Source organism: Streptomyces cellostaticus, assembly GCF_023630175.1.
Lineage (GTDB): Bacteria > Actinomycetota > Actinomycetes > Streptomycetales > Streptomycetaceae > Streptomyces > Streptomyces cellostaticus_A.
This window is the reverse complement of record NZ_JALLIN010000010.1, coordinates 44,251-62,419: the sequence shown is the minus strand read 5'-3', so window position 1 is coordinate 62,419 and position 18,169 is coordinate 44,251. Positions and strand designations below refer to the sequence as shown.

At 72.8% G+C, this 18,169-nt stretch carries 16 protein-coding genes and 1 pseudogene; 7 read left to right on the top strand and 10 right to left on the bottom strand.

Going from position 1 to position 18,169, the window contains the following annotated elements; all coding sequences use genetic code 11:
- Nucleotides 1-21 precede the first annotated feature (21 nt).
- A pseudogene (locus MXD57_RS08735) lies at nt 22-282 on the bottom strand (tyrosine-type recombinase/integrase); the annotation flags it as partial.
- A gap of 180 nt (nt 283-462) precedes the next feature.
- Here MXD57_RS08735 and MXD57_RS08730 point away from each other — a divergent pair.
- Nucleotides 463-852, top strand: a complete 390-nt coding sequence (locus MXD57_RS08730; protein WP_308290668.1) for a hypothetical protein — start codon at nt 463-465, stop codon at nt 850-852.
- Between the two features lie 174 nt (nt 853-1,026).
- Here MXD57_RS08730 and MXD57_RS08725 read toward each other — a convergent pair whose 3' ends face one another.
- The 6 genes from MXD57_RS08725 to ku form a co-directional block, all read right to left on the bottom strand.
- Nucleotides 1,027-1,521, bottom strand: a complete 495-nt coding sequence (locus MXD57_RS08725; protein WP_250400751.1) for a hypothetical protein — start codon at nt 1,519-1,521, stop codon at nt 1,027-1,029.
- 134 nt (nt 1,522-1,655) lie between these two features.
- Complete coding sequence (locus MXD57_RS08720) at nt 1,656-2,738, bottom strand: hypothetical protein (protein ID WP_250400750.1); 1,083 nt, start codon at nt 2,736-2,738, stop codon at nt 1,656-1,658.
- A 57-nt stretch (nt 2,739-2,795) separates the two neighbouring features.
- The gene (locus MXD57_RS08715) at nt 2,796-3,935 is read right to left on the bottom strand and encodes an SPFH domain-containing protein (RefSeq protein ID WP_250400749.1); all 1,140 of its coding nucleotides are present in this window, start codon (nt 3,933-3,935) and stop codon (nt 2,796-2,798) included.
- Between the two features lie 647 nt (nt 3,936-4,582).
- The gene (locus MXD57_RS08710) at nt 4,583-4,936 is read right to left on the bottom strand and encodes a VOC family protein (protein WP_250400748.1); all 354 of its coding nucleotides are present in this window, start codon (nt 4,934-4,936) and stop codon (nt 4,583-4,585) included.
- Between the two features lie 243 nt (nt 4,937-5,179).
- Nucleotides 5,180-6,247, bottom strand: a complete 1,068-nt coding sequence (locus tag MXD57_RS08705; protein WP_250400747.1) for a hypothetical protein — start codon at nt 6,245-6,247, stop codon at nt 5,180-5,182.
- A gap of 94 nt (nt 6,248-6,341) precedes the next feature.
- Nucleotides 6,342-7,505 (bottom strand): non-homologous end joining protein Ku, encoded by a 1,164-nt coding sequence (gene ku, locus MXD57_RS08700; RefSeq protein ID WP_250400746.1) that lies wholly within the window; start codon nt 7,503-7,505, stop codon nt 6,342-6,344.
- Nucleotides 7,506-7,584: 79 nt separating this feature from the next.
- On the opposite strand from ku, the gene ligD reads away from it, so the two are divergent.
- Nucleotides 7,585-8,466 (top strand): non-homologous end-joining DNA ligase, encoded by an 882-nt coding sequence (ligD, locus tag MXD57_RS08695; protein ID WP_250400745.1) that lies wholly within the window; start codon nt 7,585-7,587, stop codon nt 8,464-8,466.
- A gap of 142 nt (nt 8,467-8,608) precedes the next feature.
- On the opposite strand, the gene MXD57_RS08690 is transcribed toward ligD, so the two are convergent.
- Nucleotides 8,609-9,412, bottom strand: a complete 804-nt coding sequence (locus MXD57_RS08690; protein ID WP_250400827.1) for a nuclease-related domain-containing protein — start codon at nt 9,410-9,412, stop codon at nt 8,609-8,611.
- A 387-nt stretch (nt 9,413-9,799) separates the two neighbouring features.
- Here MXD57_RS08690 and MXD57_RS08685 point away from each other — a divergent pair, with 387 nt between their 5' ends.
- The 4 genes from MXD57_RS08685 to MXD57_RS08670 all read left to right on the top strand — a co-directional run bounded on the left by MXD57_RS08685 (nt 9,800) and on the right by MXD57_RS08670 (nt 15,112).
- The gene (locus MXD57_RS08685) at nt 9,800-10,585 is read left to right on the top strand and encodes a hypothetical protein (protein ID WP_250400744.1); all 786 of its coding nucleotides are present in this window, start codon (nt 9,800-9,802) and stop codon (nt 10,583-10,585) included.
- Complete coding sequence (locus MXD57_RS08680) at nt 10,582-11,823, top strand: ATP-binding protein (protein ID WP_250400743.1); 1,242 nt, start codon at nt 10,582-10,584, stop codon at nt 11,821-11,823. Before MXD57_RS08685 ends, MXD57_RS08680 begins: the two co-directional genes overlap by 4 nt.
- A gap of 327 nt (nt 11,824-12,150) precedes the next feature.
- Complete coding sequence (locus MXD57_RS08675) at nt 12,151-13,512, top strand: FtsW/RodA/SpoVE family cell cycle protein (RefSeq protein WP_250400742.1); 1,362 nt, start codon at nt 12,151-12,153, stop codon at nt 13,510-13,512.
- Nucleotides 13,513-13,654: 142 nt separating this feature from the next.
- Complete coding sequence (locus MXD57_RS08670) at nt 13,655-15,112, top strand: penicillin-binding transpeptidase domain-containing protein (protein WP_250400826.1); 1,458 nt, start codon at nt 13,655-13,657, stop codon at nt 15,110-15,112.
- Between the two features lie 21 nt (nt 15,113-15,133).
- Here the strand turns inward: MXD57_RS08670 and MXD57_RS08665 are convergent, their stop codons facing one another.
- Together MXD57_RS08665 and MXD57_RS08660 are read right to left on the bottom strand one after the other, a co-directional pair.
- Entirely contained in the window at nt 15,134-15,949 is an 816-nt protein-coding gene (locus MXD57_RS08665) for a hypothetical protein (RefSeq protein ID WP_284505295.1), read from the bottom strand.
- A 36-nt stretch (nt 15,950-15,985) separates the two neighbouring features.
- Nucleotides 15,986-17,095 carry a ferritin-like domain-containing protein gene (locus MXD57_RS08660; RefSeq protein WP_250400740.1) on the bottom strand — a complete coding sequence of 370 codons (1,110 nt, stop codon included), beginning with the start codon at nt 17,093-17,095 and terminating at the stop codon, nt 15,986-15,988.
- 121 nt (nt 17,096-17,216) lie between these two features.
- On the opposite strand from MXD57_RS08660, the gene MXD57_RS08655 reads away from it, so the two are divergent.
- Nucleotides 17,217-18,155 carry an AurF N-oxygenase family protein gene (locus MXD57_RS08655; RefSeq protein WP_250400739.1) on the top strand — a complete coding sequence of 313 codons (939 nt, stop codon included), beginning with the start codon at nt 17,217-17,219 and terminating at the stop codon, nt 18,153-18,155.
- Nucleotides 18,156-18,169 lie beyond the last annotated feature (14 nt).

The window sequence follows — 18,169 nt, the reverse complement described above, 5'->3', positions numbered from 1 at the left end:
TCTCGGATGCGGGCAGGAGTGCTACTCGTACTCGCGCAGCAGGTCCTCGAGACGACGGTTGACGACGCCCTGCCGTCCGTCGGGGCACTTCGCGTAGCAGGTCAGCAGGACCTCAACGCCGTTGCCGGCGCGCTCGGCAACCTCGGTGGGGTCGACGCCCGCGTTGCGCCACGTCGACAGTGCCGAGTGCCAAAGGTCGTACGGCCGACTTGCGAGCGGTGAGGCCGCGGCGGACGGCGGCAGTGCAAGCAGCCGAGCTTCCTGCCACACGCGGTAGTACGTTCTGGTGAGCGTCGGCGTGGAGGAATGGTTCGGTGACGAGGAGGACGGATGGGGTGAAGTTGCTTCAGCGCTCAACGCTGAACTCAGGCGGCGGGGCTGCCGCCCTACGAGGACGTCCCCGCAGAGACGGACTTCGAACCTGGCTCAGGGCAGGCTTTCGAGGAAAAGTTGACCCCCGATATGACTGGGTTCCTCGCCTTGTGCCAGACGCATCCGTCACGAGAGGAATCGGAGATCCTCTGCGGCTGGGCCGTGCTCGTGCCCTTCTCGCTCGATGAGGAGATCTGGTCGCCCATCGAGTCCGACGACCACGAGTCCATGGTGGCCGGCGCTCCCCAGGTACTGACGCTCGCCGAGAAGCTGGCGGCAGCCATCGATCTGCCAGCCGAAACCCAGGCGACGTTCGACAACCTCGACCTGAGCACGTGGTTCAGGCACCAAGCAGAGGAACCGGCCACTCCTCGCACAGGATCGTGGACCAAGGACCTGGACACAACCTTCTATGTCGCGCTGTTCCCGCGCGCTGCACAGCCCTCGGTCCGACGCGGCTGCCCCATCGTCTGCACCTGAGACCCGCCTTCGGTCCCACTGGTCTCCCAGCGAACATCACCCACCGCGCACGCGTCACGGAAAGCGAGCCGGAGCCGGTTTCTCGCGAACGTGGCCGGCAGCCCTGAGCAGCATGCTCGCCCAGGCGGCCCGGAAGCCCGCCCAGGCGGCTCCGGGAGGAAGGGCGACGGTTCTCTACAGGGAGATCCAGCAGTAGAGCCGCTCGTCGGCTTCGCGGGCCTGCCTGGCGAGGTGGAACAGTTCCTCGGCCACTGGTCTCATGTCCTCGACGCGCGCCGGGCGAAGCTCCTCGGCCCGCACCCACCTGGCGACGACCGGCACGACGTCCGCTTCACGCACTCCCGCCAGGGTGTCTCGTACCGCGGTGCCGAGCTCGGAGACCCACGGTCCCGTCATCCAGGGGTCGTTGTGGTCCTCCGGGCCGTCCGGGCCGGGAGGCTGTGTGGTCGGCCAGATGGTCGTCTCGTCCACGAGGTCCACGTTCCAGGGAACCCGCCTGATGGCAGCGATCAGCATTCCCAGGGTGACAGCCGGATCCAGGCGCTTGGCCTCGAACCCGACGAATTCCGGTTGCCGGAGGCCGAGCAGGGGACCGCCGCCCGTGCGCCGCAGCGCCTGTACGACCGATGCCGCGTCGCCGGCGCGGAAGTAGTCGGTCAGAGCACCCATCGTTTCCCTCCCGGTGCGCCGGTTCGTCGGCGGGCCGTGGATCAGGCGCCGCCCACATCCGGGCACGGCCTGCCAGGCCCGGATGTGAGCGCTGGCGTCCCCGCCGGGACCGAGCACGGCCGGGGACGGCGCCGTCAGTTGCGCAGCATCATCACGAGCAGCACCACCAGGGCGATCAGCAGCGCGCCGCCCACCGACGCCAGGGTGATCTTCACCGCGCTGTACGGCCGCTCGCCGATGACCTCGCCGGTCCGGGCGTTGACCATCACCGGCCACGCCTTGCCGGCGTGGATGTAGGTCAGGAACCACACGGGCAGCAGCACCAGCTTGTAGGTGACGCCGCTGTAGTGGGTGGACATCGAGTGCACCCGCTGTTCGTCGCCGCCGATGTCCCGCTTGCAGTCGGCGCGGATCACCGGCGCCATGCGCGCCTTCGCCGACTCCAGGCCGGCCTCCGGCTCGACGTCGTAGCGGACGGTGCGGAAGCCCGCCAGGTACTCCTCCTGGTAGGGGACGGTGTCCCTGAGCGGCCAGGGGGCCAGTTTGTCCAGTTCCTTCACCGGCACCTGGCGGCTGCCGGGCACCAGCACGTCGTCGAAGAACCGGCCGACCGTCCCGGAGGTGCGGTGCCAGCGGGTGTGCCGCACCCTGCGGGTACTGCCGTCGGAGTCCTCCTCCACCACCCAGTAGTGCTCGCCGCGTTCGCCGGTGTACCGGGTGGCGGTGTGCGCGTCGTACGTCCAGTGCGGCAGGTAGCTGCCCCGGAAGGTCTCGGCCTCGGTGACGCTCTTCAGCTCGTTGGGCGCGAACCAGCGGGACCCGGTCCACGCGGCCAGCGCGTCACGGGCCTTCTCGCGGCCCACCCCGAAGGGCAGTACCGCCTCGGGCACCACGCGCTCGGTGCTGGAGGCGTCCGAGACCAGCGGGGTGGCGCAGAACTGGCACTTGTCGCTGATCGTGTCGCTCTCGGTCACCGCGTGGCAGCCGGGGCAGGTGTACACCTTCACGCGGCCCGGCGTGGTTGCCCGGCGGGGCAGGTCGGCCAGCTCCTCGAACGGGTGCTCGGTCACCTGCCGCGGTACCGGCGTGATGTCCTGCTCGTGCTTGCAGTACGGGCAGCGCAGCACGTACGTCCCGGGCGCGTACTCGCTGACCCCGCCGCACGCCTCGCACTGGAACGCCCGATCCGGCGCCGGCGCGACGTCCTGATCCGTCAACTCAGTTCTCCTTGTGACCTGTGTGAGCTGTGGCCGGGATGTTCCGGGTGGCGGATCTCAGCCCTGCGGGGGCAGCGGCGGCGGGACGTCGGCGAGCAGCGCCGCCAGCTCCGGGACCTGGTCCGCGGGCTGCCAGGCGGCCTGCCCGCTGCGCCAGACCAGCGTGGTGCGGGTCAGGTTGCCGGCCGCCACCTGCCCGGCCAGCGCGCTCTCGTCGTACGGGCCCTGCTGCTGTCCGCCGACCGCGAGGAACCAGCGGGGCGCGGCGGGCAGCGGCGGTGGGACGTCGGCGGGTGCGGGGGCTGGAGCGGGCTGTGCCGGGGCCGGCGTCACCGGGGCCGAGGGGGCCGCCGCACCGGAGACGTTCTGCACGATCCGCTGGCCCAGTGCCATGCCCACGCCCAGCCCGAGGGCGTCGCCGCCGGTGCCGGGGTTGGCGGCGGCGATCGGGATCGCGTCGGCCGCCTGGAGTTTGGCGTAGTCGTCCAGGTTGCCGGTGATCGTCATGCGGGAGCGGGTGTCGATCGCCGCCTCGATCTCCGGCGGGACGCTGATGTTCTCGATGTAGAACCGGGGGATGGCGATGCCGGTGGAGGACAGCTCCAGGGTCAGGGCCTCGGCCAGTTGCCGGCCGATGCCGTCCTGCCGGGTGGCGAGGTCCAGCAGCGGCACGCCGGACGAGCCGAGCGCGGGGCCCAGCTTGGAGACGATCAGTTGCCGCAGGTGCTCGGCGACCTCCTCGGTGCGGAACTGCGGGTCGGTGCCGACCAGTTCGCGCAGCAGCGCGGCGGCGTCCACCACCTTCGCGGCGAAGGTGCCGAAGGCACGGACCCGGACCATGCCGAAGTCGGCGTCCCGCAGGATCACCGGGTTCTGGGTGCCCCACTTGAAGTCGGTGAACTGCCGGGTGGTGACGAAGTAGACCTCGGCCTTGAACGGCGACTCGAAGCCGTGCTTCCAGCCCTTCAGCGTGGACAGCACCGGCATGTTCTGGGTGCTGAGGGTGTACGTGCCGGGCTGGTAGACGTCGGCCAGCCGACCCTCCAGGACGAAGACGGCCACCTGCGACTCGCGCACCACGAGCCGGGCGCCCATCTTGATCTCGTTGCCGTGGCGCGGAAAGCGCCACACGATGGTGTCCCGGCCGTCGTCGGTCCATTCGATGATGTCGATGAACTCACCGCGGATGCGGTCCATCAGCCCCACGACAATCCCCCCACTCCCCGCGCTTTCGAAGACCGCCGCTCCCCGGTGGGTCCCGGGACGGTGTTTCGCGCGGCGATCAAGCGATCAGCAGATAGTATGCCCCCTTCGGCTCGCGCGGCCATGAACGAGGACGGACCCCTGTCCCGTCGGGGACCCGGCCGCCCGTGCGGGCCCCGACGGGAGCCCTTGGCGGTCCGCCCTGTACGCCCCGAGCGGCTCCGGATCCCCACCCCCTTTCCTGCTCCTCGCGTGCGGACGGACGGCACGCCGGCGGGCCGTTGCCCCGGAGCAGCCATGCGGGCCGGTTCCCGTCGAAGTCGCCCGCGGACGAGGCCGCCTCCGGGTCGGGGCGCCCCGAGCCGTTGTCCGCACGTAGGCGTGGGCCGCCACAGCGCTCGGTCGTGGCTGGGCCCGCCGCGACACGATCGCGACAGGGGGTGTGCGCATTCCTTGCCGGCACGAGGGTTGCCGCAGTTCGCGGCGGGCCCTCCGGTGGGGGCCGTCAGGACGATGAGGGACGGCGTGCCGGGCAGAGCGCGCGAGGCGCTCGGGCGTGACGGCTCGGGCGGGGCCGGGGTTCGTGCCCCGGCCGCTCGGTGGGCCACCGGCGCGTCACCGACGGCGTGAGGGGCGCCGGGTCAGGCGGGCTGCCACAGTTCGACGCGGTTGCCTTCGGGGTCGGTGACCCAGCCGAAGCGGCCGACGCCCTCCATGTCCTGCGTCCCCTCCTCCACGTCCGCTCCCCTGGCGCGCAGTTGGGCGAGCATGGCGTCCAGGTCGCGGACGCGGAAGTTGAGCATGGTCCGCTGGGTGCGGGAGCCGAAGTAGTCGGTGCCGGACTCGAACGTCGCGAAGACCGTCGGGCCCGCCTGCTGTCGCCACATGCCGTGCTCGTCCGCGTCCAGGCCCAGGCAGTCGCGGTACCAGGCGCCGAGGGCCGCCGGGTCGGCGGCCCGCAGGAAGTACCCACCGATTCCAAGCACACGTTCCATGGCGCCATCCTGCCGGCAGTGGTGATCGCCGCGCGGGCCGCGGGCATCGGCGTTCGAGGGCGCCCGCCTCGCCGAGGATGTCGATGTCCAGGTCGTGGGAGCTGCGGCCGCCGCCGCGGCCGTCCGCCACGGGGCCGGGCGGTGGCCCGGACGGGGCGGACCCTGGCTGATGCGGCACTGAGCCGGTTTCCCGCACGGCGCTCGTCGGGGAAGCCGGCCGGGGGCTGCCGCCGGCGGGCGTGGTCACCGGCCCTGGAGGGACTCCTCGTCGTCGTTCGTGGCGTACGGATGGACGGGGCTCTCGGCGTCGAAGGGGGTGAACCAGTTCTCCACTCCGGGTGGGGCATGGTCCAGGGGGTCGTGGGCGGGGTCCTCGTCGAGGGTGTCCGTGAGGGTCTCGAAGGCCGTGGTGACCTCGTCGCTGAGGAGGTCGTAGAGGTCGGCCGTGACCTCGGCCTGGGTGAGCAGGACCCTCAGCAGGATGTCCTCGGCCACGCAGTGGGGGCCGGTGAAGTGGGGCTGGGTGAGGCGGGCCGTCAGGGTGACCGCCGTGACGGTGAGGCGGCGGGCGAAGAGGACGGTGTACTCGTCGGCGTACTGCGAGGGCAGGTCGTCCAGGAGCATGAAGGTGGCGTCGCTCTCGGCCACCGTGGGGCCGTCCTCCTCCAGGCCGGCCAGGTCGGTGAAGAGTTCGTCCACCAGGAGGTCGATGGCGAAGACGAGCGCGCCCGCGGCGACCTCGGCCGCCTCGCGGGACACCGCGCGCTCGTCCTCGTCGTCGTGGAAGCCGAACAGGTCGAGGGGGAAGGCCCTCAGGGCCGGCGCCAGGGTGCGCAGTCGCGCGCGCATGGCCTCGACCTCGGCCGGGTCGAGGCGACCCTGCTCCGGCGCGGGTTCGGCCGCGGCGTGGCGGCGGGCGCGTTCCGCCGGGTCGGCGGGCGGGGCGTCGGGGCCGTCGGCGGCGTCGAGGCTCTCCTGCAGGAGCGCGGAGTTCAGTTCCACCGCGCAGCGGGTGATCTGCCAGTCGGTGAGCGGTTCGGTGCGTTCCAGCAGTTCCGCCACGACCTCACGGGCGGCGTCCTCCGCGAACTCCAGCGCCGGCGCGTCCACGAAGAGTTTGAGCAGGGCGCCACCGGCATGGGCGGCTATGACGTCGTCCATCAGCTCGATCTCCATACCGTCCGGTCCCTCGACCGCTTCGAGCGAGTCGAATCCCTTCCGCAGCAGGAAGGCGACGCCCTCCCGCTGCAGCGCGTCGAGTTCCGGAGCGCCCTTGGCAGGGGCCATGGTCACGGTCACCACGTAAGTCACGCCCACATCGTGCCCGAGTCGTCCCGCACGAGGGGAGGGAATACCGGTCCATTCCCCGCCCCGGGCGCGCCGCGGCCCCGGTCCCGCCCCGCCGTCAGGCCGATCGGCCCCGGGAGGCCGTCTTCCTCGCCGGGGTCTTCTTCGCCGTCCGGCGGGCCGAAGCGGCGGACCCGGGAGTGGATTTGGCGGAGGACCCGGCAGCGGACCTTGACCCGGACTCGGCAGGGGGCTCGGCCGAGGAGGCGGACGAGGACGAGGCGGCCGGTCCCTTGGACTGCGCGGCCTTCCGCGCCGACGTGGTCCTCTTCGCACTACGGGCGGGCTTCGCCGTCGACTTCTTCGAGTCCGCGGTCCCCTTCGCGGGCGCCTTCCCCGCGGTCGTCGCGGTGGACTTCTTGCCGCCCGTCTCCTTGGGCGCCGAGCGACCTCGGGTGAGGGGTCTGACCTCGGCCTCCTCCGTCCGCGCGGTGGCCGGCCGCTCGCCCCGGGACTCGCGGGCGGCACGGACGCTGTTCTCCAGGGCCGCCATCAGGTCCAGCACCGTGCCGCCCTCGGCGGGCTCGGGGGCCTCGGGCGGGGTCTCGCCGGCCGCCTTGGCCGCGATGACCTCCTCCAGTGCCTCGCGGTACTCGTCGTGCAGGTCCTCCAGGTCGACCTCGCCGAGGGTGTCCATCAGCGCGTCCGCGAGGTCGAGTTCCTTGTCCCGGACGGTGACGTCGCCGTCCGGGGCGACACCCTCCGGGGCGCGTACCTCGTCCGGCCAGAGCAGTCCGTGCATGGCGATGGCGTCGCCCACCACGCGCAGCATCCCCAGGCGTTCCCGGCCGCGCAGGGCGTACTTGGCGATGGCGACCTTGTTGCTGCGCTTGAGTGCCTCGCGCAGCAGGGTGTACGGCTTGGCGGCCGGGGCGCCGCTCGCGGCGAGGTAGTACGCCGCGTCCATCTGGAGCGGGTCGATCCGGTCGGCCGGCACGAAGGCGACGATCTCGATCGTCCGGGCGGTCGGGATCGGGAGGTGCGACAGGTCCTCGTCGGAGATCGGGATGATCGTGCCGTCGGCGTCCTCGTACGCCTTGCCGATCTCCGCCTGGCTGACCTCGCGGTCCTCGAGCTCGCACACCTTGCGGTAGCGGATGCGGCCGCTGTCCTCGGTGTGGATCTGGCGGAAGGAGATCGAGTGGCTCTCGGTGGCGTTCACCAGCTTGATCGGAATGCTGACGAGCCCGAAGGAGATGGCTCCGTTCCAGATGGATCGCACGTGCCGCGGCCTCCGTTCCGATCGGGCGTTACATCTGTCGCACGGCTTCATGGGCCGTTATGTCTGGGATTGTCATCCTATGACGCCAATCACAGAGGTGGAGGGCCGCAGGGTTCCGCTCAGCAACCTGGACAAGGTCCTGTATCCGCAGACCGGCTTCACCAAGGGGGAGCTGCTGCACTACTACGCGAGCGTGGCCGACGTGATGCTGCCGCACCTGCGGGACCGGGCGGTGTCGCTGCTGCGCTATCCCGACGGGCCGGACGGGCAGGTGTTCTTCACCAAGAACGTTCCGCCGGGTACGCCCGACTGGGTCATGACCGCCGAGGTGCCCCGGTCGGAGGGGCCGGCGCGGATGGTGGTGGTGCGGGATCTGCCGAGCCTGGTGTGGGCGGCGAACCTGGTCGCCGAGTTCCACACGCACCAGTGGCTGGTGCAGTCCCCCGGTGAGGCCGACCGGCTCGTCTTCGACCTGGATCCCGGGGCACCGGCGACGGTCGTCCAGTGCTGCGAGGTGGCGCTGTGGCTGCGCGACCGGCTGGCGGCGGACGGGATCGAGGCCTACGCGAAGACGGCCGGGTCGAAGGGGCTGCATCTGCTGGCCGCGGTATGGGGGAGCTCCCCGGAGCGGACGAGTGAGTACGCGAAGGCGCTGGCGGTGGAGGCGGAGCGGGCCCTGCCGCGGCTGGTGGTGCACCGGATGGCGAGGAGTCTGCGGCCGGGGAGGGTGTTCGTGGACTGGAGCCAGAACGCGGGACGTAAGACGACGGCGGCGCCCTACACCGTGCGGGCGCGGGTCGCCCCGCTGGTCTCCGCGCCGGTGACGTGGGAGGAGGTGGAGGGGTGCCGCGGTGCGCAGGAGCTGGAGTTCTCGGCGGGGGACGTCGTGGGGCGGGTGCGGGAGTCCGGGGATCTGATGCGGGGGCTGGTGGAGGGGCGGCGGGCCGGGCGGTTGCCCTGAGGGCTGTCCCGCCGCACGCGCCGCGTGCCTTCCCCTCACTCCGGCGCCTTCGGACCTCGCTCCCGGGCACCGGACGGGCTGACGTCGCCGGACCCTCGCTGGTGCTGTGACCGGGGCCCGCCTCACCCTCCGGGTGCCCGGGCTACAGCCTCGCCCACGTCCTCCGGTCGCGGGCCGCCGCGTGGAGGGCGTCGGCGTCCGCCGGCTTCAGTACGGCACCCGGACGGGCCAGGGTCGGCAGGTCCGCGGTGCGGAGGATGCGGACGCCCCGGGGTGGGGTGGGGGTGCGTATGCCGGCGGGGTCCAGGAGGGCCAGGAGGGGGCGGACCTCGGCGGTCAGGGCGTAGGAGGCACGGTCGGCGGCGGCGCGCAGGCGGCGCAGGACCGGCTCGGGGTCGTGACGGCCCAGGGCGACCGTCGGATCGGCGATCAGGACCCGCTGCTTGCGGGCGTACAGGGAGTGGACGGCGAAGAGGCCGCCGGGGCCGATGAGCAGGTGGTGGATGCGGTCGCCACCGGGAAGCAGCACGGAGTGCAGGGCGTGCCAGCCGGCGCCCTCCAGGCGGTCCAGGGCCTCGCCGGTCGCCTGCTCGGCGGCGAGGGCGCGGCGGCGCGGGTCGGGACGGAGGCGGTGGGCGGGTCCGGGGTCGCGGTCCAGGGCGACGAGCAGGGCCTCGCCGGGGCGGTTGGGGGCGAGGTCGTCGTCGGGGTGCAGGGCGAGCCGGGCCAGTTCGGCGGGGGTGGGCACGGGGGGCGGCCCCACGGTCACCGGGCCGGTCAGGAACGGCTTGAGGGCGTCCAGCACGTCCGCCTCGCGGTCCGCCGCGATCAGGTTCACCCGGCCGGTGTCACGGTCGTACCAGGCGGCGTTCGCCCCGTCGGGTCCGCAGACGTAGAGGAGTTCGTGGCCCCGCTGCCCGGCCGGCACCACGCGCAGTCCGTTCATGCCGCCCTCGCCGCCAGTGCCGCTCGTGCCGCTCATGCGTGCATCACCCCCCTGCCCATGGGAACAGGCGGGCGCGGCGACGGCAAGGACAAGGTCGGCCGCGGAGGGCGGGGCCCGGTGGAGCCCGGGCTGGGCCCGGCAGGGCAAGGCCGGGGCAGGACGGGCCCGGGCAGGACAGGCCGGGGCAGGACAGGCCGGGGCAGGACAGGCCGGGGCAGGGCAAGGCCAGGGCAGGGCAGACAGGAAGGCCGCGGCTCGAGGGAGGGGCCTTCGCGGCCCACGGAGGGACCAGTGCGCAAAAAGGACTTTCCTATGAGTTGCGCATAGGGTGTACCGGCCCCGGCGGTCACGCCCGTCCTCACCGTCCCCCGAAGCACCAGGAGCCCCGTGTCAGCCCGCAGGCCAGCCCGTCGCACCGCCCGTGCCGCGGCCGTCGCCGCCCTTCTGGCGGTGGCGGCGGTGGGCTGCGGGGACCGGGGCGAGCTCGAGGGTGCCGGGGCGACGCCGACGGCGGTCAGTCCGGCGCGGCTCTGGCCGGATCTGCGGCCGGCGTCCAGCCCCGCCTACCCGTACGCGGTGGCGACCCGGGAGACCGTCAAGGGCATCACGGTGCCCGGCGACGACATCCGGAAGGTCGATCCGGCGGACGTCGTACGGGCGGAGATCGCGGCGCACCCGGACGACTACGGGCCGAAGGGGGCGTACCACACGACCGAGGAGCGGATGGGCGAGTGCCGTCCGGGCGGGGTACGGGCCCGGTGTCCGCTGCTCAGGGCGTACTACCGGGACCTGACCGGGGACGGCCGGGACGACATGACGCTCGGTTTCCGGCTGTACCCGACCAACCAGACCGCGGTGCGGGTCTACACGGTCGAGAAGCACCGGCTGGTGCAGGTGCTGGCCGACAACGACGCGATCATCGGGGTGGAGCTGGCCGGCCGGGCCCTGATCGAGCGCTCTCCGGCCGGGATCGCCGGATACGAGTACCGGACCACCTGGACCTGGGATCAGGACCGGCGCGCCATGGTGTTCTCCCGGGACGAGTTCCTGCGCACCGGCAAGGGCCCGCACGGCCGTGCGCCGTCCCCGTCGGTCTCCGGATCCGCGGCCCCGCCACCGTCCGCGACGCCGTCCCCGTCGGCCTCCCCCGGCGCGTCGGCGAGCGGCTCATGAGGCTCGCGCTGCCCCGCTGGGCCGGGGCGCTGGCGGTGAAGGCCGCGGCGTTCATCACGGTGATGAGCTGTGCGCTGGCCGCCCTGCTCGGCGTGCTGGTGCATGTGTCGGTCACCAACCAGACGGTCGGCCGGGCCCGTGACCTGGCGCTGTCCCGGCTGGACGACGCCACGGCGGCGTACGAGGCCGGGGACGCGCTGCTGCCGGGGGCGGGCCTGGACCCCGAGGGGCTGCCCGCTCGGCTGCGGACGCTGGCGGTGGCCGGGAGCCGCGGCACGATGGTCTCCTCGCACCTGGGGCGGCCGACGATGTGGGCGGCGGGTCCGGCCGACGGCCACCGCGCGCTGGCGGTGGAGGTCGACTACTCCCAGCAGGCCCGGACCATCGCCGGGCTCGATCGGTCGATCCTGTGGTCGTCGGCGCTGGCGATCGGGGCGACGGTGCTGGTCGGCGCGTTCGCGGTGACCCGGGTGACACGGCGGCTGAACGGCACCGCGCGGGTGGCCCGGCGGATCAGCGCGGGCGATCTGGACGCCCGGGTGAACGACCCGCGCACCAAGGACCGGACGCGGCCGCAGGACGAGGTGGCCGTGGTCGCCGCCGCGCTGGACTCCATGGCCTCGTCGCTGCAGGGCAAGCTGCTGAGCGAGCAGCGGTTCACCGCGGACGTGGCGCACGAGCTGCGCACCCCGCTGACCGGGTTGCACGCGGCGGCCGAGCTGCTGCCGCCGGGCCGGCCGACCGAGCTGGTCCGGGACCGGGTGGCGGCGCTGCGCACGCTCACCGAGGACCTGCTGGAGATCTCCCGCCTGGACACCCGGCGGGAGCGCCGCGAGCTGGACTTCGAGGAGCTGGGCGCGCTGGCCGGCCGGGTGGTGCGGGCCTCGGCGACGGACACCGAGGTGCGGATCGTGCGGGACGCCCGGGTGGAGACGGACCGGCGGCGCCTGGAGCGGGTGCTGGGCAACCTGGTGGCCAACGCGCACAAGCACGGGCGAGCACCGGTGGTGCTGACGGTGGACGGTCCGGTGGTGACGGTGCGGGACCACGGGGACGGCTATCCGGACTATCTGGTGGCGCACGGCCCGCAGCGGTTCCGGACCGAGGGCGGCGCCAAGGGGCACGGGCTGGGGCTGACGATCGCGGCCGGGCAGGCGGAGGTGCTCGGCGCGCGGCTGACGTTCGGCAACGCGGCGGACGGGGGCGCCGTGGCGACGCTGGCACTGCCCGAGGAGTAGGACCGGCGGGGGCTGGTGCCATGAGCGGGAAGGTCCGCCGGAAACCCCGCGGCGTTGGGTGCGGTGCGTCGCGAGGCGGGGCTTCGCCCGCGTACCGGGCGTGGACGTACCCGGGCGACGCGGCGAGGCGCCGAGCCGGGCGTCGCGCGCCGGTGAACCTCTCCGGTCCCGGCACCGGGGGCACGCGAGCTCCACGGGCCGCGGGCCGGGCGCGGCCCGGCGCGGCCGCGCGGCGGAGCCGCTCGCGGCGCGGCACCGCGCCCCGCGGCACTCCGCGGACCGGGGCGCCTGCCCGCCCGGGCTGTCCCGTTTGGGTAAGTTCCGGTCATGACCAAGGCCGGAACCGCCGTGGCCGAGTCGCGGGCACCCGCGCACGGCCCACGCCTGCCCGGGCGCCGTGGCGTCGAGCTCGCGCTGATCGTGCTGGCCGTCCTGCTGTCCGTGTACGGCTACTGCGCGGTGGGTCTGGCCAGGAGCGGCACCGTCCCGCCGGGGGCCGCGGGCTACGGCGCCGGGCTGGGGGTGCTCGCCCTGTTCGCGCACGTCGCGGTCCGCCGGCGGGCGCCGTACGCCGACCCGCTCCCGCTGCCGATCGGTGTGCTGCTCAACGGGCTCGGCCTCGTGCTGATCTACCGGCTGGACCTGGAGACCCCGGGCGACCGGGCGGCGCCGGCCCAACTGGTGTGGTCGACGCTCGGGGTGGGTCTGTTCATCCTGGTCGTGCTGATGCTGCGCGACCACCGGGTGCTGCAGCGCTACTCCTACGTGTGCGTGGTCGCCGCCCTCGTCGCGCTGCTGCTGCCGATCCTGTTCCCCGCGGTGAACGGCGCGCGCATCTGGATCAGGATCGGCGGGTTCTCCATCCAGCCGGGCGAGTTCGCGAAGGTGCTGCTCGCGGTGTTCTTCGCCGCCTATCTGGCCGCGAACCGCAACGCGCTCGCCTACACCGGCCGCCGGCTGTGGCGGCTGCAGTTCCCGACCGGGCGGGTGCTCGGCCCGATCGTGGCGATCTGGCTGCTGAGCGTCTGCGTGCTGGTCCTGGAGCGGGACCTGGGCACCTCGCTGCTCTTCTTCGGTCTGTTCGTCGTCCTGCTGTACGTCGCCACCGGCCGCACCGGCTGGATCGCGGTGGGCCTGCTGCTCGCCGTGCTCGGCGCGGTCGCCGTCGGCCGGCTCGAACCGCACGTGGGCGGCCGGATCGAGGACTGGCTGCACCCGTTCGCCACCATCGAGGCCGGGCAGGGCCCCAACCAGCTCTCCCAGTCCCTGTTCGCCTTCGCGGCGGGCGGGATCCTCGGCACCGGGCTGGGGCTCGGGCACTCCGTGCTCATCGGCTTCGCCGTCAAGTCGGACTTCATCCTGGCGACGGCCGGGGAGGAGCTGGGCCTCGCCGGCCTCGCGGCGATCTTCCTGCTGTACGCCCTGCTCGCGGAGCGCGGCTACCGGGCCGGTCTCGCCCTGCGCGAGCCGTTCGGACGGCTCCTCGCGGTGGGGCTGGCCTCGATCCTGGCCCTGCAGGTGTTCGTGATCGCGGGCGGGGTCACCGGGCTGATCCCGCTGACCGGCATGGCCATGCCGTTCCTCGCCCAGGGCGGCTCCTCGGTCGTCACCAACTGGGCGATCGTGGCGCTGCTGATCCGGGTCAGCGACTCGGCCCGCAGCCAGTACGACGGCCAGGAGGCGCCGTGACCCGACGCCGGAGGACCGGAGGCGCCGTGACCCGACGCGGGAGGACCGGAGGGGCCGTGACCGGACGCGGGAGGACCGGAGGGGCCGTGACCGGACGCGAGCGACAGGAGGCGGCGTGACCGAGTACGGCGGTGGGCCGACCATGACCAGGTACATCCGGCACGCCTCCGCCTTCTGCGCCCTGCTGCTGACGGCGCTGCTGGTCAACGCCGCCCGGGTGCAGGTGGTCCAGGCCGGTTCCTACGCGGCCAACCCGGCCAACCGGCGGGCCGCGATCGCCCGTTACCAGCAGCCCCGCGGCGACATCCTGGTCGGGGGCGAGCCGGTCACCGGATCCACCGACACCGGTGAGCAGTTGCGCTACGAACGCACCTACCTCGACGGCCCGTTGTACGCCCCGGTCACCGGGCACGCCTCGCAGCTCTACGGCACCACGTTCCTGGAGGCCGCGGAGGACGGGGTGCTGTCCGGCACCGACCCGAGGCTGGCGCCGCTGCCGCTGTGGAACGACGTGACGCGGGGCACCGGTGCGGGCGGCGACGTCGTCACCACCCTGGACCGGAACGCGCAGCGGGCGGCGTACGACGGGCTGCGCGGGCGCAAGGGCGCGGTGGCCGCGATCGAGCCGGCCACGGGCCGGGTGCTGGCGCTGGTGTCGACGCCGTCGTACGACCCGGCCGAGCTGTCCGGCAACAGCGAGGCGACGGCCTCGGCGTGGGCCCGGCTCGGCCACGACCCGGAGAAGCCGATGCTCAACCGGGCGGTGCGGCAGACCTATCCGCCGGGGTCGACGTTCAAGGTGGTCACCGCGGCCGCGGCACTGGACGCGGGGGTGGTCGGGGACCTGGACGCGCTCACCCGCTCCCCCGACCCCTACCGGCTGCCCGGCACCAGGACCCGGCTGACGAACGAGGGCGACGGCTGCAGGGACGCCTCCCTGCGGGAGGCGTTCGAGTGGTCGTGCAACACGGTGTTCGCCAAGCTGGGCGTGGACGTCGGGGTGCCGGGCATGTCGGCCACCGCGGAGGCGTTCGGCTTCAACGACACCGGCCTGCGGATCCCCTTCGCGGTGTCCCCCAGCACCTTCGACACCCGGGTGGACAGGGCACAGCTCGCGCTGTCCTCGATCGGCCAGTACAACACCCGGGCGACTCCGCTGCAGATGGCGATGGTGGCGGCCGCCGTCGCCAACGGCGGCCGGCTGCGGACGCCGTACCTGGTGGAGTCGGTCGTGCGCCGGGGCGGCGAGTCGCTCACCGGCGACGGGATGCGGCCGGACCGGCAGGTGATGCGCCCGTCGACGGCCGCGCGGCTGACGGAGCTGATGACCGACGTGGTCCGGGAGGGCACCGGCACCAACGCGGCCATCCGCGGCGCCACGGTCGGCGGCAAGACCGGCACCGCCCAGCACGGCCTGGGCAACGCCGGTGTGCCGTACGCCTGGTTCGTCTCCTGGGCGCGGGCGGACCACGACCCGGAGCCGAAGGTCGCGGTCGCGGTGGTGGTCGAGAACGCCTCGGCGGACCGGGGTGAGATCAGCGGCGGCGGGGACGCGGCACCGATCGCGAAGGACGTGATGCGGGCGGTCCTCGGCCTGTGAGACGGCGTCACCGGGGGCCGGTCAGCCGACCGGCCTGATCATCTCGGAGCGGATCTTCAGGGTGTTGCGCGCGGCGGTGTCCAGGTCGATGTCGGCGGAGTCCTTCCGCCGCAGGTCGACCTCGCCCACCACGGCCGCCGTGTTGCCGTCAGCCCAGGCGCAGACCGGGTAGGTGATCGTCACCAGGGCCCGCCTCTGGGTGAGCACCTCGCAGGAGACGGTGACGTCCGCCCCCGCCGGGGTGACGTCCCGCGCGGGCTCGGTGACCGTCACGCCGCCGGCCTCGCCGGCGCCCTTGAGCATGCCACCGCGGACGTCCGCCTCGTTCTTGAACCGGCCGTACATGCCGGAGACCAGCAGCATGCCCTTGGTGTCGTCACCGCCCGGGCTGTAGCGGCCGACCACGGCGCTGATGTCCTTGGCGTCCCAGGCGCCGTCGGCCTCGTCCTCGACCTTCCGCCCCTCGGTGTCGGAGAGGTCCTCGGCGAGTTCGTACTTCTCGTCCATCAGCTGGTGGGGCAGGGTCAGTTCGTTCTCGGCGGCCGGGAAGCCGGTCTGGAGCACCGTCCCGACGCCGACGGAACCGAGCACGACCAGACCGATGACCCCGCCCACGATCCCCAGCGCCAGCCCCGGCCCGCGCTTCTTCGGGGGCGGACCCATCGGTGGCACGCCCCAGCCGGGGTACGGCTGCTGGGGGTACGGCTGGGGAGGGTACGGCTGCGCCTGCGGGTACGGGGAGCCGTACGGGCCCGGGGCCGGCGGAGCCTGCCCGCCGTAGGGCCCCGGGGGCTGCTGGCCGTACGGGTACTGCGGCTGCTGGGGAGGCGGAGGCATGGACACGCCAGAACCGTACTGCACCGGGAGTGGGGCTCATGCCTCGGCCGCCCCCGACTCGATCGCCTCCTCCACCTCGGCCACCCGCTGCCGTTCCTCCGCGGCGAAGCGCTCGGCGTCCAGCCGCTCGGCGATCTCCTCGTCCTGCGCCATCAGCAGGTCCAGGCTGGAGTCGCCCATCTCGAGGACGCCCATGTCGACGTAGGCCTGCTGGAGCCGCCTGCCCCACAGGCCGATGTCCTTCACGCAGGGCACGATGCGGCTGAACAGCAGTTTGCGGAAGAGCTGGAGGAATTCGGAGTCCTCGCTGATCCGCTCGGCCTCGGCGCGCGCGACGCCGAAGTTCTCCAGCACCTCGACGCCGCGCAGCCGGTCCCGCATCAGGTAGCAGCCCTCGATGACGAACTCCTCGCGCTCCCGCAGTTCGGCGTCGGTGAGCTGCTTGTAGTAGTCCCGCAGGGCCATGCGGCCGAAGGCCACGTGCCGGGCCTCGTCCTGCATCACGTAGGCGAGGATCTGCTTGGGCAGCGGTTTGTTCGTGGTGTCCCGGATCATGCCGAAGGCGGCGAGCGCCAGCCCTTCGATCAGGACCTGCATACCGAGGTACGGCATGTCCCAGCGACTGTCGCGCAGGGTGTCGCCGAGCAGGGACCGGAGATTGTCGTTGATCGGGTACAGCATCCCGATCTTCTCGTGCAGGAAGCGGCCGTAGATCTCGGCGTGCCGGGCCTCGTCCATGGTCTGGGTCGCCGAGTAGAACTTGGCGTCCATGTCCGGCACGGACTCCACGATCCGTGCCGCGCAGATCATCGCGCCCTGCTCGCCGTGCAGGAACTGGCTGAACTGCCAGGAGGCGTAGTGCTTGCGCAGTTCGCCCTTGTCCCGGTCGGTGAGCTTGTCCCAGTGCGGGGTGCCGTAGAGGGACATCGCCTCGTCGGGGGTGCCCAGCGGGTCGTACGGATCGACCTCCAGTTCCCAGTCGATGCGCCGCTGCCCGTCCCACTGCTTGTCCTTGCCCTTCTGGTACAGGGCCAGCAGGCGGTCGCGGCCCCCGTCGTACTCCCAGCTGAACCTGGCCGCCCCGCTCGCGGGCACCTGCCAGGGGGAGTCTCCCGGCTCGTCGGTGTACAGGTCATGCGTCGGCATACCTTGCAGGCTCACACGTAGACGCCGAGTCAACAAGTCATGTGCAAGGGATTGACGAGCTTGCTGACAGGCAGTCTCATAAGAGGCGGAACGTACCCCCGGGCAACGAGGTGAGGGAGCCATGACGACCCTGACGGAAGCGGACGCGCTGGACGGACTGCGCGACGCGCTCGGCCTGCTCAAGGACCGCGAACAGGTGGCCGAGCGGCTGCTCGTCTCTTCCGCCAAGCACTCCTTCGACCCGGACGAGGAACTGGACTGGGACGCGCCCTTCGAGGAGGGCAAGTGGTTCTGGCCGCCCGAGCTCGTCTCGCTCTACGGCACACCGATGTGGCAGCGGATGAGCGAGGAGCAGCGGATCCTGCTCTCCCGGCACGAGGCCGCGGCGCTGGCCTCGCTCGGCATCTGGTTCGAGCTGATCCTGATGCAGCTCCTCGTCCGGCACGTCTACGACAAGGCGGCGACGAGCGCGCACGTGCGGTACGCCCTCACCGAGATCGAGGACGAGTGCCGGCACTCGAAGATGTTCGCGCGGCTGATCTCGCACGGCGGCACCCCCTGGTACCCGGTGAGCCGGGCCCACCAGAACCTCGGGCGGCTGTTCAAGACCGTCTCCACCACGCCCGGCTCCTTCACGGCCACGCTGCTCGGCGAGGAGGTGCTGGACTGGATGCAGCGGCTGACCTTCCCGGACGAGCGGGTGCAGCCGCTGATCCGGGGCGTCACGCGCATCCACGTGGTGGAGGAGGCCCGGCACGTGCGGTACGCGCGTGAGGAGCTGCGGCGCCAGATGCTGACGGCACCGAAGTGGTCGCAGGAGTTCACCCGGGTCACGTCCGGAGAGTTCGCGCGGGTGTTCTCGGTGGCGTTCATCAACCCCGAGGTCTACACGAACGTGGGACTGGACAAGCGGGAGGCGATGGCCCAGGTGAAGGCGAGCGGGCACCGGCGGGAGGTCATGCAGACCGGCGCCAGGCGCCTCACCGACTTCCTGGACGACATCGGCGTGCTGCGGGGTGTGGGCCGGCGGCTGTGGAAGGCGTCGGGGCTGCTCGCCTGAAGCGCCCGCGGGAC